13 protein-coding genes are annotated in these 15,209 nt (G+C 54.3%); 5 read left to right on the forward strand and 8 right to left on the reverse strand.

Annotated features, from left to right (window positions below; all coding sequences use genetic code 11):
- Positions 1 to 215 precede the first annotated feature (215 nt).
- The 3 genes from cysS (at position 216) to P6M73_RS14120 (ending at position 4,668) form a co-directional block, all read left to right on the forward strand.
- A complete protein-coding gene (gene cysS, locus P6M73_RS14110; RefSeq protein WP_277853664.1) occupies positions 216 to 1,697 on the forward strand; it encodes a cysteine--tRNA ligase in 1,482 nt (493 codons plus the stop codon).
- Between the two features lie 543 nt (positions 1,698 to 2,240).
- Positions 2,241 to 3,053, forward strand: coding sequence for an ABC transporter ATP-binding protein (locus P6M73_RS14115; RefSeq protein WP_277853665.1), 813 nt, complete (start codon positions 2,241 to 2,243; stop codon positions 3,051 to 3,053).
- A gap of 1 nt (position 3,054) precedes the next feature.
- Positions 3,055 to 4,668, forward strand: a complete 1,614-nt coding sequence (locus P6M73_RS14120) for a hypothetical protein (RefSeq protein ID WP_277853666.1) — start codon at positions 3,055 to 3,057, stop codon at positions 4,666 to 4,668.
- A gap of 93 nt (positions 4,669 to 4,761) precedes the next feature.
- On the opposite strand, the gene P6M73_RS14125 is transcribed toward P6M73_RS14120, so the two are convergent.
- The 6 genes from P6M73_RS14125 to dusB form a co-directional block, all read right to left on the reverse strand.
- On the reverse strand, positions 4,762 to 5,592 hold the full coding sequence (locus P6M73_RS14125; protein WP_277853667.1) for a hypothetical protein: 831 nt from the start codon (positions 5,590 to 5,592) through the stop codon (positions 4,762 to 4,764).
- 121 nt (positions 5,593 to 5,713) lie between these two features.
- Complete coding sequence (locus P6M73_RS14130) at positions 5,714 to 6,202, reverse strand: GNAT family N-acetyltransferase (protein ID WP_277853668.1); 489 nt, start codon at positions 6,200 to 6,202, stop codon at positions 5,714 to 5,716.
- 71 nt (positions 6,203 to 6,273) lie between these two features.
- Complete coding sequence (locus tag P6M73_RS14135) at positions 6,274 to 7,290, reverse strand: amidohydrolase family protein (protein ID WP_277853669.1); 1,017 nt, start codon at positions 7,288 to 7,290, stop codon at positions 6,274 to 6,276.
- Between the two features lie 294 nt (positions 7,291 to 7,584).
- Positions 7,585 to 9,105, reverse strand: a complete 1,521-nt coding sequence (gene lysS / locus P6M73_RS14140; protein WP_277853670.1) for a lysine--tRNA ligase — start codon at positions 9,103 to 9,105, stop codon at positions 7,585 to 7,587.
- An 86-nt stretch (positions 9,106 to 9,191) separates the two neighbouring features.
- A complete protein-coding gene (greA, locus tag P6M73_RS14145) occupies positions 9,192 to 9,674 on the reverse strand; it encodes a transcription elongation factor GreA (protein WP_277853671.1) in 483 nt (160 codons plus the stop codon).
- Positions 9,675 to 9,913: 239 nt separating this feature from the next.
- Positions 9,914 to 10,909 carry a tRNA dihydrouridine synthase DusB gene (gene dusB / locus P6M73_RS14150; protein ID WP_347276287.1) on the reverse strand — a complete coding sequence of 332 codons (996 nt, stop codon included), beginning with the start codon at positions 10,907 to 10,909 and terminating at the stop codon, positions 9,914 to 9,916.
- Between the two features lie 249 nt (positions 10,910 to 11,158).
- Between dusB and P6M73_RS14155 the strand changes: the two genes are divergently transcribed.
- A complete protein-coding gene (locus P6M73_RS14155) occupies positions 11,159 to 12,160 on the forward strand; it encodes an NADPH:quinone reductase (protein ID WP_277853672.1) in 1,002 nt (333 codons plus the stop codon).
- Between the two features lie 22 nt (positions 12,161 to 12,182).
- Positions 12,183 to 12,602 (forward strand): SHOCT domain-containing protein, encoded by a 420-nt coding sequence (locus P6M73_RS14160; RefSeq protein ID WP_277853673.1) that lies wholly within the window; start codon positions 12,183 to 12,185, stop codon positions 12,600 to 12,602.
- Positions 12,603 to 13,070: 468 nt separating this feature from the next.
- On the opposite strand, the gene P6M73_RS14165 is transcribed toward P6M73_RS14160, so the two are convergent.
- Positions 13,071 to 14,741: a formate--tetrahydrofolate ligase gene (locus P6M73_RS14165; RefSeq protein WP_277853674.1), complete on the reverse strand. Its 1,671-nt coding sequence runs from the start codon at positions 14,739 to 14,741 to the stop codon at positions 13,071 to 13,073.
- 43 nt (positions 14,742 to 14,784) lie between these two features.
- On the reverse strand, positions 14,785 to 15,165 hold the full coding sequence (locus tag P6M73_RS14170) for a thioesterase family protein (RefSeq protein ID WP_277853675.1): 381 nt from the start codon (positions 15,163 to 15,165) through the stop codon (positions 14,785 to 14,787).
- Positions 15,166 to 15,209: the final 44 nt, after the last annotated feature.

Here is a 15,209-nt window from a genome sequence, read left to right on the forward strand (position 1 = left end):
TTTTGCCAAATCCCAGGGCGGATATGTTATAATTTAGGCGGTAAGAAAGCAGTTCCAGACCATATGCCCGCTGACAGATCCTGAGGGATCCTGGCCGCGCAGCCGGTGCCTGATCGCCTTTCCCCTGTCCCCTCTGCGCAGCCTTCCCGCGCTGACAGCCGGGACAGCGCTCCTGACACTGACAGTCCCCATCATCGATAGACGGAGGTTTTCCTATGGCACAACAAGATATACTGGCAAAAATCATCCCCGGAAAGAAAGACTATACCTTTTCAGATCTCAAGGATCTGATCCAGAAGCAGGATCTGAAATTCACCATCCACAACACCCGGACCCGCCGGACCGAAGAATTTGTTCCGGTGAAGCCGGGTCAGGCCGGACTCTACACCTGTGGCCCCACGGTTTACAAGGATGCCCATATCGGAAACCTGCGCACTTATATTTCCGAAGACATTCTGAAGAAAGCGCTTCTGCTTTACGGCTATCAGGTCAAGCACGTCATGAACATCACGGATGTCGGCCACCTGACCGATGACGCTGATACCGGCGATGATAAAATGGAAAAATCCGCCCGGGAAATGGGCCTGGATGCCTGGCTTCTGGCCAAGCATTATTTCGAGAAATTCCGGGCAGACTTCGAGTCTCTGAACTGCATGGACCCGACCCTGTGGGCTTCAGCGGCCGGTCACATCCAGGATCAGCTGGACATCATCCAGGTTCTCGAAGACAAGGGCTATACCTACAAAACCTCGGACGGGATCTACTTTGATACCTCCAAATTCCCTCAGTATGCCGACTTCGGCCAGCTGGACGTGGATAACCTTCAGGGCGGAGCCCGGGTTGACCTGAGCGATGAAAAGCGCAGCGTCACCGACTTTGCGCTGTGGAAGTTCTCCAAAACCGGCGAAAAGCGCCAGATGGAATGGGATTCCCCCTGGGGCGTCGGCTTCCCGGGCTGGCACCTGGAATGCTCCGCCCTCTCCCTGAAGTATCTGGGAGACCATCTGGACTTCCATGCCGGCGGCACAGACCATATCAAAGTGCACCATACCAATGAGATTGCCCAGTCCGAAAGCTACCTGGGACACTCCTGGTGCAACTACTGGTTCCACGCTGAATTCCTGGTTCTGCCCGGAAATGTCAAAATGAGCAAGTCATCCGGCAATTTCCTCACGGTAACCACCCTCCGCGAAGAAGGCTACGATCCGCTGGATTATCGCTACTTCTGCCTGAATGCCAACTATTCCAAACAGCTGACCTTCTCCTGGGAATCCATGGATGCCGCCCGCACGGCCTATGCCAGACTGCGCAAGCGGATCCTGGAGATCAAGAAAACCTCTCAGGGAAAAACCGGCCGGCCGGATGAAGCTTATGTCCTGAAGTTCTTCACGGACATTTTCACCGACCTGAACGTCTCCAAAGCGCTGGGGGTCCTCTGGAATCTGCTGAAGGACGAATCCGTCGCCGATGAGGACAAGCTGGCTACCGCCCTGCTGTTCGACGAGCTCCTGACGCTGAATCTGAACGAAGTCAAGGAAGAAAAGAAAGAACTCCCCGAGCAGGTCCGGGAACTTATCCGGCAGCGTGATGAAGCTCGCCGCAATAAGGATTACGCCCAGTCTGACCGGCTGCGGGACGAAATTACCGCTCTGGGCTTCGTGGTCAAAGACTCCAAGGAAGGCACCCTGGTCGAGTAACCGAGGCAGCAATCCCGGCCAGTCTGACCTCCGGCCCCGTTGAACCACCTGTTCCAGCAACCTGACGCCTCGGTTCCGAGACAGGCTCACCCTGTCCGCCGGAACAGGGGCGTTTCTGATTCAGACCGGATTGACCCCGGCCGATCATGACGGATAGAAAATCCCCCATCCCTTTGTGCCATTCCCGGGAGCAAGGTACAGCCCGGCCGAACTGCTTCCGAACCTTAGCCAAGTTAATTTACCGGAGCCCCCCACAAACAAAAAAATTACGCAAGCCTTGCCAAGCCTGCTTTCCCGCTGGCTTCAATTGATTTTCCGGTTGGATCTGCCAGCGGAAGCCACATGAAGTGCTTTTCAGAAGATTGTTTTAAATTATCTTAATCTTGCTTTATCATACTGAACGTAATGCCCTCAATTGAATCAAGTCAGATCCGTTAGACGAAAGCTCGAACAGATCCATTCCATCGGTCTGACAACCACCTTACCGCATCCGCGCTTCTGCTCGGATCGAACTTCCGGGTTGTCCCGGGAAAGGCAATTCCGATGAAACTCATTCTTGAACATCTCTCGAAGTCATTTGGCGAAAACCATGTACTCCAATCCATCGATTTTTCCTTTGAGAAAGGCCAGATTTATGCACTACTGGGCCGCAATGGCTCTGGAAAAACCACGCTGTTCAATCTGATCGCAGGAGAACTGGGGAAGAATGACGGCAAGGTGCTGATCGAGCAGGACGGCATTCGACGTCCGCTGCAGCCCGACGATCTGTTTTTCATGGTGGCCAATCCCACCCTGCCTAATTTTCTGACCGGCTGCGAATTCATCGATTTCTTCAAGGATGTCAATCGCCGGGAAGGTCAGACCCTGAAATCCACCGATGAGTATATGGACTGGATCGGCTTTGAGGAATCCGAAAAGCATCGCCTGATCCAGGGCTATTCCCTGGGCATGAAGAACAAGCTCCAAATGCTGATGTTCATGATCCTGCAGCCGTCCATCATTCTCATGGATGAACCTTTGACCAGCCTGGATGTTGTCATGCAGCTGCGGATCAAGAACCTGATCCGGTCCATCCATCAGAACCACATCATTCTGTTTTCCACCCACATCCTGCAGCTGGCCACGGATCTGTGCGATGAAATTGTCATTCTCAATCAGGGCCGGCTGACCCAGGTGGAAGAAGGACTGCTGAATGATGCTGCGTTTGAAGAGCGGATTATCCGGATCCTGTCCGAAGAAGCCCCTCTTCCGGTGGAATCTCTCCGGGGGATACATGGCGCTCCAGCAAACCCGATCCTGCCAAAGTCCGGAGAACATTCCCTGACCGATCTGGCCGGACAGCCCACTGAGGTCTGATATGTGGGAACTGTATCGCATGGAGCTGAAATATGAGGTCTGCTCCAACCTGAACTATTTTTTCAACTTCCTGAAAAAACGCAAGTTCCTGAGCAGTCGTCTGCCGGATGATTTTCATTACACCGGCATCAAGCAGTTTGTGTATGGCTTTTCGCTGATCTATAAGATCCTCAAGACCTTCGTGAAAGGCAGCTTCCTGGCCTACCTGGCTTTTTTCATGTACCTGGCCCTGATCGGATTCATGGATAAGACATCCACTCCGGACCATCTTCAGTCCTTTTTCTTCATTCTCTACCTGCTGTCAAATCTGGTCAGTTCCGCCGTGCTGGAAGCCGGCCAGAAAATGCACTTTTTCCATGAGGTCTTCCGCCAGCCCGCCCGGGAGGTCGGCCGGGTTGAACTGATCCTTGGCAGTCTGATGGACGGTCTGGGCCGCCTGTTTGGCCTGAGCCTGGTGTTAACCCTCCTGGGCGGCGTACCCTGGGTCAATACCCTTTTTCTCGCCCTTCTGGTCACCTGCGTCACGCTGGTCATGGAATACATCCATCTGCGGCTGTTTGACCGAGGCATTCCCCTGGCCGGAAATGTCATTGCGACCCTTGGGCTGCTGTTCGTCACTCTAGTGCTGCTCATTTTTACAGTATATTTTGAATTCACACTCCCAGCTCTGTTCAACAATCACTGGCTGATCCTTCCTGCCGCCGCCGCGGCTCTACTGGCCCTGCGGGGCTGCTGGCACTACGACGGCTATCAGCGGGTCGCCCGCTTCGCCCTGGATAAATACGAGAAGCAGCTGGAAGTGGCCGCCGGCATCAACCTTCGGACACAGGACGTCAAGCTTCGGGAAACGGATCTGACGGCAGACGATGATTCCGTCGGGGCCAAATCATTGGCCCGACTGAACGGCTATGACAAGCTAAATGCGCTATTCTTCCAGCGCCATCGCCGAATTCTGGCAAAGCCCGTTCGCATTGCCACAGGGATTGCCCTGCTGATCGGACTAGCCGGCCTGGTCACCTCTCTCCTGGACCGGCGCTTTCATTTCCTCCAATTCCCCGAGTTCGGCTGGGTCTATGATTCCACTGTCTCCTCCCTGCTGCCCTACTTTCTGTACGGAAGCATCGGAAGCAGCCGGCTGACCAAATCCCTGTTCGTCAACTGCGACTCCAGCCTGCTGTCCTATGGCTTTTACCGGCGAAGTGACGATATCCTGAAGAGCTTTAACATCCGTCTGAAGCACGTGCTTCGCCTGAACCTGCCCCTGCCCGTGGCTCTCCTGATCACCCACGGAATCTGGCTGTTCATGACTGACATGAAAGTCACACCGGCAAGACTGCTGCTGTTCATCATGATCATTGCCTATTTCCTCTTCTTCTCCATTCACCTTCTGACCACCTACTATCTGCTCCAGCCCTATACCTCAGATGTCCAGGTCAAAAGCCCGCTCTATTCCGTTCTGAACTTCGCAGTGTATCTGTTCTGCTACCTGCCCATCTTCCTCCAACCGGACCTGTCCGTTCTGGCACTGACCATGATTGGTCTGACCGTCCTGTACGGGATCGCGGCCCGAATCCTGATTCCCCGCCTGGCCCCCCGAACCTTCCATCTGAAGTAATCCCAATACATTCCCGGAGCGAAAAACAGCCCTCCTCCTGCCGACTGGTTCCGGCAGGAGGAGGGCTGTTGTCATGTATGAACCGTTGGATTGTTACTGTTTGGCTGGAAGGGTAAAGTTATGATTATAAGGATAATCGAAATAGACCTCTTCAGTCACCGTGAGATGGTCTACCCGTCCCCCCTGGCGCAGGGTGGCCAGGTCCTGGGTAACTAAGCCGAGGAGGCTGTCGCCCTCGGTCATGGGTACCCAGCGATAGGTGACCGCGTTTTTCCGGTCGGTGGTGAACTGAATGTTGATGCTGCCCACATTGTAGTTCTTCTTGTTCAGTTCCTGCTCGATGAGGCCGAAGTATTTCAGGTAGTTCTCATCCGTGGCAGCATCGATGATGTCAACCGTTGGCGTATAGCCTGGCAGCTTGCCCAGCTGGAAGGCTTCATCCAGCTCTACCAGCTCGGCACTGCCAGGAGCAAAGGTGCCGATGACCCGAAGGAGCTTCTCCCCGAGGACTGGTGTCAGCTGATCGTACAGGCTGTCGTCGGTTGCCAGGGCAAACCGCTGCATGGTTCCCGGCTTTTCCGCAATGGCCTTGTCATACAGGTAATTGATCCGGTTGGGTGTGAAGTCATCCGGAGCCATATCGGTAGAGATATAAAGATCCTTGTATCTGGTTGACTGATAATGGGAGAAAAACTGGATTCCGTTCCGCTCGGCCGATACCAGCTCAAAATGATCATCCTTGATCACTTCATTGATCCGGTCGGCGATCTTGCGTCCCTGCATCATGGAAAACTGAGGAATCAGTACCTGAAAGGTGAGGATTGTGAGAAGGATGAAGATTCCAATGCCAATATACGTTTTCTGCTTCAGCGACAGCTCTTCCCGTTTTCTTTTCTTTCTCGGAGTTGGTTTAAATTCTGTCAAAATGAATACCTCCTATGCATATACAATATAACTATATGCATTTTTCTCTCACTTGAAAAGCCGGTAATCCCGCTTCTTTAAAAACAATTTGTTAACACCAGCTGCATCATGGCTTGCCGCCTCAAGCCGGACCAGCCAGCGATTCGTTCGGACGCTGTTCCGCTTCCAGCCGGAATACCTGATTGGGATAATCAAACTCCGTTGTCAGCTCCCCCGGCTGAAACCCGAATCGAGCATAAAGCCTTCGCGCAGCCACGCCTTTGGTATCCTCCGCCCGAAAGGTCGACACGGTAATGTCCTTTGTTCTGTCCAACTGGCCAAGGACTGCGCTCAGGAGCTTGATCCCGATTCCCCGTCCGCGGCACTCCGGATGAACAGCCAGACAACAAATCATGCAGCGCTTCGAGGAATAGAGCAGCACGCCCACCACAACGCCTTGCTCGGATAGACACAGCGCCTCCCCGCGACCCATAAACTTCCGGACCGTCTCGCGGTGCTCCCGGATCGCCTCCGGGGATTCCAGCCCGGGAAACTCCTCACGGACTGCCTGAACCAGGTCCATCCACGATTCCAGGTCCTCCGGCCTTCCCTGTCTCACCTTATCCGCCATTGCTGACCTCCTCTGTCATGTCCGGTGTTCCACTGGACTGAACTAGATTTCCCGCCGTCATTTTCCTCCACTCATTTTACTATTTCAATTCTCTGTTCAACTATCGTGCCGGCGTGACCCGTCTCCGGCTCTCCGGAAGGTTCTGCCTTGAAGTCGGCACAGCCCTGCAGACCCCGGCGACGAATGTCATCGAGTTCCCGGGCCGTTAAGGTACCGGCACGATACAGATTCAGATATTCCTGATCGATGGGCTGATTGAACAGCAGCAGATCATCGGTATTTATGGTGACGCGTACGCCGTTTCGAACCAGCGTCTGAATCGGGTGAGCGGCGTAGTCTGATGCAACATTCAGCATAACGTTGCTGGTAGGACAGACATTGAGCTGAATGCCATGACGCGTCAGAAAGCGCATGACCTCCTGAGATGCCGCTGCTGAGATGCCGTGCTGGATTTCCTGAAGCTCCAGGATTTCGACAGCTCTGACTACCTCTTCAGCCGGTCCAAACTCTCCCACGTGAGCTCGTTTGATCAGTCCGTAGGTCTCCGCCTTCCGGTACAGAGGGAGAAACCGTTCTATGGGCTGCTGGAATTCGCCGTCGCACAAGTCCATTGAATGAAAGAATCCCGGGGTAAGCAGCTCATCGACGAACTCCAGTTCCTCGTCGATCCGGCAGCCTCGGCCATATGTCAGCTCCGGCTCAAACAAGGTCTGAGGACAGTACCGTTGATGATAGCCCTCCAGGTTTTTCCGGAACGAATCCATGCCGCCTGCCAAAAGGACATCCAACCTGGTAAAACTCAGGGCCAGGCGCAGGATCCGGTTTCGTCCCGCCTCTGCAAAACAGGCCTCCCAGCGCAGCAACTGACCAGCCGTCCCTTTGCAGGCCGGCTTGATGTTGGCGTCGAACCACTCCTGAGCCTGTGTCAGAGAAGCAAATTTCCGGGGCGGATCCGGCAGCGACCCTCCGGTGCGCTCAGCGAGGAACGCCTTGTTGCCGCCCCGCCCGGCATGGCTGTGCAGGTCACTCTTTGGAATTTCCAGCAGTCTGGGCTGGTTATTTGCTTCCAGTGCTTCGATAAAATCCACCGCATGCTCCCTCCCGGTTCGTTACGTTTTCGCTGTGCTCAATTGGCCCGTAAGCAGCGTCATGTCCATTCTACAACTTTGCCGGTGAAACTTCAGCTGAGCCCGGCAAGGGGGTGATCCGAAGTTTCTCCGATTCGAATCCGGATTCACCGATTTCTCCAACACTTCCCAGCAGCCAGTCGCTGCTCGGCCGTCCGCTGATAGGATATCACGGCCTCGCCCGGAACTGGAAAAATTTCCAGGAATGCCAAAAAACGCCCGGCGGGCGCTTTTTGGCAGTATTTTATTATTCAGCTATGCCAAGGGCTTCATCGTGGGGAACAGGATGACATCACGGATGGATGCGGAGTCCGTCAGGAACATGATAATCCGGTCGATGCCGATGCCCATGCCGCCGGTGGGGGGCATGCCTGTTTCCAGGGCTGACATGAATTCCTCGTCAATGACATATGCTTCGTCATCTCCCAGATCACGCTCCCGGGCCTGCTGCTCAAAGCGCTGGCGCTGGATGATGGGATCGTTGAGTTCGGAGTAAGCGTTGCAGATTTCGCTGGCGTTGATAAAGCCTTCGAAGCGCTCGGTTAGAGCCGGGTTACCCCGCTTGCCCTTGGTAAGCGGAGAAATCTCCACTGGATAATCCGTTACCAGAGTTGGCTGAATCAGGCTCTTCTCCGCGTATTTTTCAAACAGGAGGTTGAGGATCTCGCCCTTGGTGTAGGCTTTCAGATCCTTCTTCATTTCGTCTTCCAGATGATGCGACTTGGCAATGGCCTGAGCTTCCTCATCGGACTGAATCTGATCAAAATCGATGCCTACATGCTCCCTGACCAGATCAGCCATGGAGACTCGGCGCCAGGGCGGAGTCAGATCGATTTCCTTGCCCTGATAATTGATTACCATGGAACCGGTAACCTTCAGAGCCACGGAGGATACGAGCTCTTCCACCAGGTCCATCATGTCGGTGTAGTCAGCGAAAGCCTCATACAGCTCGATCATGGTAAATTCCGGATTGTGCTTGTAGTCAATGCCTTCGTTGCGGAAGTTCTTGCCCATATCATAGACTTTCTCGAAGCCGGCGACAATCAGTCGCTTCAGATAGAGCTCCGTTGCGATCCGCAGGTACATATCAATATCCAGGGAGTTATGATGGGTCGTAAAGGGACGGGCTGCCGCGCCGCCGGCGATGGAGGACAGGATCGGCGTTTCTACTTCCAGATAGCCCCGGTCATCCAGGAAGCGGCGGATTTCGGATATGATCCGGCTGCGCTTGAGGAAGGTTTCTTTCACTTCCGGATTGGAAATGATGTCGACTTCCCGGCGGCGGTATCTTAAATCCGGATCCTTCAGGCCGTGCCATTTGTCCGGCAGGGGTTTGACGGACTTGGCAATGAGCTGGAACTTCTCCACCAGGACGGAGATTTCTCCGGTTTTGGTGGTAAAGGGCGCTCCCTTGACAAAAAGCCAGTCGCCCAGATCCAGTGTCTTGAAGAATTTGAGCTGATCTTCTCCCACGTTATCCAGTTTGACAAAAAGCTGCATTTTCCCTTCCCGGTCATAGACATCCGCAAAGATCACCTTGCCCTGTCCGCGTTTGGATAAAAGGCGTCCGGCAATGGACACTTCCTTTCCCTCCACCTGCTCGTATTCGTCCCGGATCTGCTGGGTTGTATGCGTTCTTTCTACTCGATAAACCTGGAAGGGATCCTTTCCTTCCTGTTGAAGCTCAAACAGCTTTTCCCGTCTCAGGCCTTCCTGCTCGGAGAGCTTTGCTTCAATTTCGTGAAGTTCTAAATCCTTCATTTCCTCATTCGACACTGGTCACACCTCAATCTTTCTATGGTTTTCCTGGTTTGCGGTTGTTTCTCCCGCTTTCCAAGCTGGTTGTCATCGGGTCAGTTCTGTTATGCGCGGGAGATGGCCATGATCTTCATCTTAATGACGCCATTGGGCGTCTGGGCCTCTACCGTATCATTCTTCTTCTTGCCCATCAGAGCTTTTCCGACCGGGCTTTCATTGGAAATCTTGTCATTGATCGGGTCCGCTTCAGCGGAGCCTACTATATAATACTCGATGGTTTCGTCGAGGTCAAAGTCTTTTACCTTGACTTTGCAGCCAATGTTGACAATTCCCTTGGGCAGTTCGGATTCATCCACCACATCGGTGTTCTTCAGCAGATTTTCCAGCTGAACAATCCGGCCTTCCACGAAAGCCTGCTCGTTCTTGGCTTCGGTATATTCCGCATTTTCCGACAAATCGCCAAAGCCCAGGGCCACTTTGATCTTCTCCGTGATTTCCTTGCGCTTGACGGTTTTGAGAAATTCCAGTTCCTCCTCCAGCTTTTTGACGCCTTGGTAGGTCATGAAGTGTTTTTTCAGTTCGCTCATATCGATCCCTCTATCTTCGTGTATTTTCGGCTCCGCCTCACCGGTAGGACTTCCGCCTGCCGGGAGACCGGGTGCCTCGGTCTTTTATGAATGATATCCTGACAAAGCGACCGCTTCATCAGGATGTTTGAATCATTATATGAAAATCGAGCGATATAGTCAATTCATTCGTTTTCATTTAATCAGACATTCGACAAATTTTCTATTTTATGATTTTATCCGCCTAAAATTGATTCATTTTACATGGCTTCCGGACCGGATCCCGGCACGCTCTGGAGGGCTTCCAGCTCTGTTAAAAGGGCAATGACTTCTTCTCCGGTCTCCGCCCGGTTCATCCGGTCACGGAAGTGTGAGGCCCCGCGCATGCCCTTGAGATACCATCCCAGATGCTTGCGCATTTCCCGGACGCCGATGAATTCGCCCATATCCTCAATGGCGCCCGTCAGATGTCGGGCGGCCATGGCCAGGATCTCCCGGGCGGATGGGCGTTCATAGGGGCGGCCATCCAGCGCGGCCTTGATCTCCTGGAAGATAAACGGATTGCCCAGAGCTCCCCGGGCGACCATGATGCCGTCGCAGCCGGTCGTCTCCAGCATCTCGCGGGCATCCCGGCCGGTGAAGATATCCCCGTTGCCGATGACCGGAATCCGGACAGCCTGTTTCACCCGCCGGATGATGTCCCGGTCGCTGGTTCCCGAGTAAAACTGGTCCCGGAAGCGGCCGTGAATGGTGATCATAGCGGCTCCCGCGTCTTCCATGCGCAGCGCGAAATCCAGGGCTGTTTCCTGACCCATGCTGTAACCGCGGCGGAATTTGCAGGTGACCGGCTTTGTGGTGCGCTCCGTTACCGCCCGCAGGATCGCCTGAGCCCGCTCCGGATCCAGCATCAGTGCCGAGCCTTCTCCGTTTTTGACGATCTTCGGGGCCGGGCAGCCCATATTGATGTCAATCAGCAGAATCTCCGGCCGATCTTCAAACGATGCGGCGATTTCAGCCAGGATGTCCGGATCGCTGCCGAACAGCTGGACCGCAATGGTCGACTGATTGGGGGCCAGCCGCAGCAGCTGCCGGGTGTTCTCATTCTGATAGTGCAGTGCCTTGGCACTGACCATCTCGGTAAAGGTCAGATCCGCGCCCTGTTCTGTCAGGATGCCCCGAAACGTCCGGTCCGTTACCCCGGCCAGAGGAGCCATCAGCACGGGTCCGATCTGGACCGATTCATTCAGTTGGATCAATGGATTTCCTCCTTTTAGGGCTTTTATAATCAAAGAGCAGCCGGCTGAGCTGCTCAAAAAAACACTGGTTTCAATAACAAATCCTATTCTAACAAGTCCCTTGAATTTGTCAAGCCAATAAAAGCTTCGGATCGGTCCGGAACGACGAAATTAACAAAACCTTAAAGGCTTGAGCGGATGCAAACCCTCTGAACAACGATTCCGTCATTGTATACTGAAGATAGAGAAATTACAAAGGAGGCTGAACCCGTGAAAGCAATCCGCGTCCACCAGTATGCCATTGAGAATCCCATGATCCTGGAGAACCTTCCAGAACCGGTCCCCCAGACCGGCCAGGTCCGAATCCGGCTGGAACATGCCGGCATCAATCCCAATGAAACCTACGTCATGACCGGCACCTATGCTTTTTTCACGCCGCCGCTGCCCTTTACCCCGGGTTTTGACGGAGCCGGTACGATTGACGCGGTAGGTCCCGGCGTCACCGCCTTTTCGCCCGGAGACCGGGTCTGGCTGGCTGGATTCCTGGATCCGGCCAACACCGGGACTTATGCCGAACAGGCAGTCGCCAGCCAGGAGTATGTCCATCCCCTGCCTGATTCAGTCAGCTTTGCGCAGGGCGCTGCCCTGGGCATTCCGGCCTTGGCCGCCTACCGCGCCATTTATCTGCGGGGCGAAGTTCGCCCGGGACAGACCGTCCTGATTCACGGAGCCAGCGGCGGAGTCGGACTCCTGGCGATCCAGATGGCCAAGGCTCTGGGGGCAAAAGTAATCGGAACGGCCTCCTCCGAGGAAGGCAGGGAGCTCATCCGGACCCAGGGAGCGGATTATGCCATGGACCATCTGACCCGGGAAAATCTGCCTGAACTGGCCGAATGGACGGGACAGCGCGGTCCCGATGTCATCATCGAGTTCCTGGCAAACCGCAATCTGGCCCTGGACATGGAAATCATCGATCCATATGGAAAAATTGTCGTGGTCGGCAGCCGCGGTCCCATTGAAATCAACCCCCGCCTCCTGATGGGCAAGGACTCCGACATCCGGGGCCTGGGCATTCCCAATTACACCGCGCTGCAGCGGCAGGAAGCCCTGGCCGCCATCAGCCGTCTCCTGACCGAAGGCCGGCTCCGCCCGGTGATTGGCCGTCATTTCACATTGGAAGAAGCCAATGAAGCCCACCAAGTGATCCTGAATCAGAAAACCCTGGGCAAGCTGGTTTTCGATCTGAATCAGTCGGATCCCCAACCTAAATAAATCACGAAAGGAAGGATCAATCATGGATCGACGGCCCTACTGGCCCGCCCTCCCCGGTATTCTGGTGGGCCTCGTCTTTGTGGGCATCGGCGCAACTCAGCTGATCCCCATGCTCTCCATCCCTTCAGGAGCACCCCTCCTGTTCCAGCTGTTCCCAATTCTGTGGATCGGAATCGCGCTTCTGATCACCATTCAGAATGTCCTGATCTTTTTGCGCGGTCCCCGCAGCCGCTATGGGCTGAATCCCCCATCTCAGTATCCCATGGGACAGGATCCTGCCTGGCCCAACCAGGGCTATATCAAGGACGACCTCCCCCCCGCTCAGGATTCTCCTCCCTCCCCTGCCGCCCGACTCCTGGAACTGGATGAAATGCGCCGCAACAGCCTGATCACCCTGGAGGAATACAATCAGAAGAAAGCCGAAATCCTCCGGGAGCTGTAGCCTCCGTCTCTCCCCCGCAAGGACTTTCTTTAAGACACATGAGATTGAACCACGAACTGCTCGAACAACTGGCTCAAAGCAGCACCCCGGATCAGGCACTGTCGCCTGATCCGGGGTGCTGTTTCTGCTCTGCCGGACTTCCCCAAAGAGATTACTCAAAGGATGATTACCCAAATGCCGGTTTCCAATCGCTGGCTATCAATTGCTGGTGTTCGCTCACTGCCGTTCCTGGTAATGATGCACCTGCATGGAAGCAATTTCTGATTTACCGGTTCATTAGTTCTTCGACTCATCAGTCTGTCGGTTCGTTGGTTCCTCTGAGCCACGTGAGTCCTCTGAGTCACCTGAGTCCTCTGAGTCACCTGAGTCCTCTTAGTCACCTGAGTCCTGTGAGTCCTCTAAGTCCACTGTATCCTTCGGGGATGCAAAAGAGCTTCCGCCTTTGGGGCAGAAGCTCTTTGTTGGTTTTTAGAACAGACCGGTGATTTCTCCGTCCGGTGTGATATCCATGCGTTCAGCGGCCGGAACTTTGGGCAGTCCGGGCATGATCATGACGTCTCCGGTGAGGACAACGATGAATCCGGCTCCGTTGGATACACGGACTTCACGGATTGTCACGTCGAAGTTCTGCGGACGTCCCAGCAGTGCCGGGTCATCGGACAGGGAGTACTGGGTCTTGGCCATACAGATCGGCTTCTTGTCCATGCCGTTGGCTTCCAGTTCACGGACCTGCTTCAGAGCGGCGGAGGTGAACACTGCCTTGTTGGCGCCATAGATTTCGGTGACGATCTTGTTGATCTTGGCTTCGATGGATTCTTCCACATCATAAATGGGAGTGTATCCGGCTTCCACGCTTTCGACCAGCTCAATGACCTTCTTGCCCAGTTCTTCGCCGCCTTCTCCGCCCTTGGCGAATACTTCGGTCAGAGCTACGCGGACATTGTTGGCGTTGCAGAAGTCTTCGATGTATTTGAGTTCGGCATCGGTGTCAGAAGCGAACCGGTTGATGGCAATGATCGGCTCCAGGCCAAACTTGCGGACGTTCTCAACCTGCTTTTCGAGGTTGACAATACCCTTCTTGAGAAGTTCGACATTTTCTACGCCGTATTCATCCTTCTTGGCGCCGCCGTGATGCTTCAGGGCGCGAACCGTTGCCACGACAACGACTGCGGATGGCTTGAGTCCGCCGAAACGGCACTTGATGTCGAGGAATTTTTCAGCTCCCAGGTCAGCGCCGAAACCAGCTTCGGTTACCGCATACTCACCCAGCTTCAGAGCTGCCTTGGTTGCAATGATGGAGTTGCAGCCGTGAGCGATGTTGGCGAAGGGGCCGCCGTGAATCAGAGCCGGGGTATTTTCCAGGGTCTGAACCAGGTTCGGAGCAATGGCGTCCTTCATCAGAAGAGCCACAGCGCCTTCACATTTGAGTTCCTTGGCATAAACCGGCTTTCCGTCCAGGTTGTAGCCAATAACGATTTCGCCGACGCGGTGCTTGAGGTCTTCCAGGTCCTCAGACAGGCACAGGATCGCCATGATTTCGGAAGCAACCGTGATCATGAAGCCGTCCTGACGGACAAAACCGTTGCCTTTGCTTCCCAGTCCAACGACTACCTCGCGCAGGTTGCGGTCATTCATATCCATAACGCGCTTGAAGGTGATCTTCTTCTGGTCAATGCGCAGCGCGTTGCCCTGGTGAATGTGGTTGTCAATGAGGGCGCAGATCAGGTTGTTGGCTGAAGTAATGGCATGGAAGTCTCCGGTGAAGTGCAGGTTGATGTCTTCCATCGGAACGACCTGAGAATATCCGCCGCCAGCTGCTCCGCCCTTAACGCCAAAGACCGGTCCCAGGGAGGGCTCTCTCAGTGCGATAACCGTTTTCTTGCCAAGGCGGTTGAGTGCCTGGCCCAGACCAACTGTGGTGGTGGACTTGCCTTCACCGGCCGGGGTCGGGTTGATCGCCGTAACCAGGATCAGTTTTCCGTCCGGCTTGTCCTGAAGCTTCTTAAGAGCTTCGATGGTAATCTTGGCTTTGTACTTGCCATACATATCGAGATCGTCCGGTCCAAGTCCGATCTTGGCGGCCACGTCTACAATCGGGTCCATCTTTGTTTGCTGAGCAATCTGGATGTCTGTTAACATGAATTTGTTCCTCCTTAGGATACCTTATCTTTTCTTTCGTTGCCTAATGGTTCAATCCTGCCAAAAAGCGTTCACGGTCAACGACTGCGCGGATATGGGTCCCTTCCCCGATGATGTGTTCTCCTGATTCGGCCTGAATCCTGAAATGAATCAGGCGTCCTTTGACTTCAGTCACCTCGGAGGTGCAGGTAATCTGCGGTCCGATGGGCGAAGCCTTGAGGTGGTCGAAGTTCAGGTGAATTCCGACGGTGGTTGAACCCTCCGGCAGAAACGACCGGACCGAGTCCTTGCAGTTTGATTCTAAGAATGCGATCAGAGCCGGTGTTCCCAGTACTTCAAGATCCCCTGATCCCAGTGCTGCCGCAGAATGCTGCGGTGCTGCGGTGATTTGGGTTGTATGTTTCATTCCGGCTTCCAGTCCCATAAGCTCCTCCTGACGGATTAAAATATTATGCTACATTAAGTTTA

This window comes from Anaerococcoides asporogena, assembly GCF_029590275.1.
Taxonomy (GTDB): Bacteria; Bacillota; Clostridia; order Clostridiales; family Clostridiaceae; genus JG1575.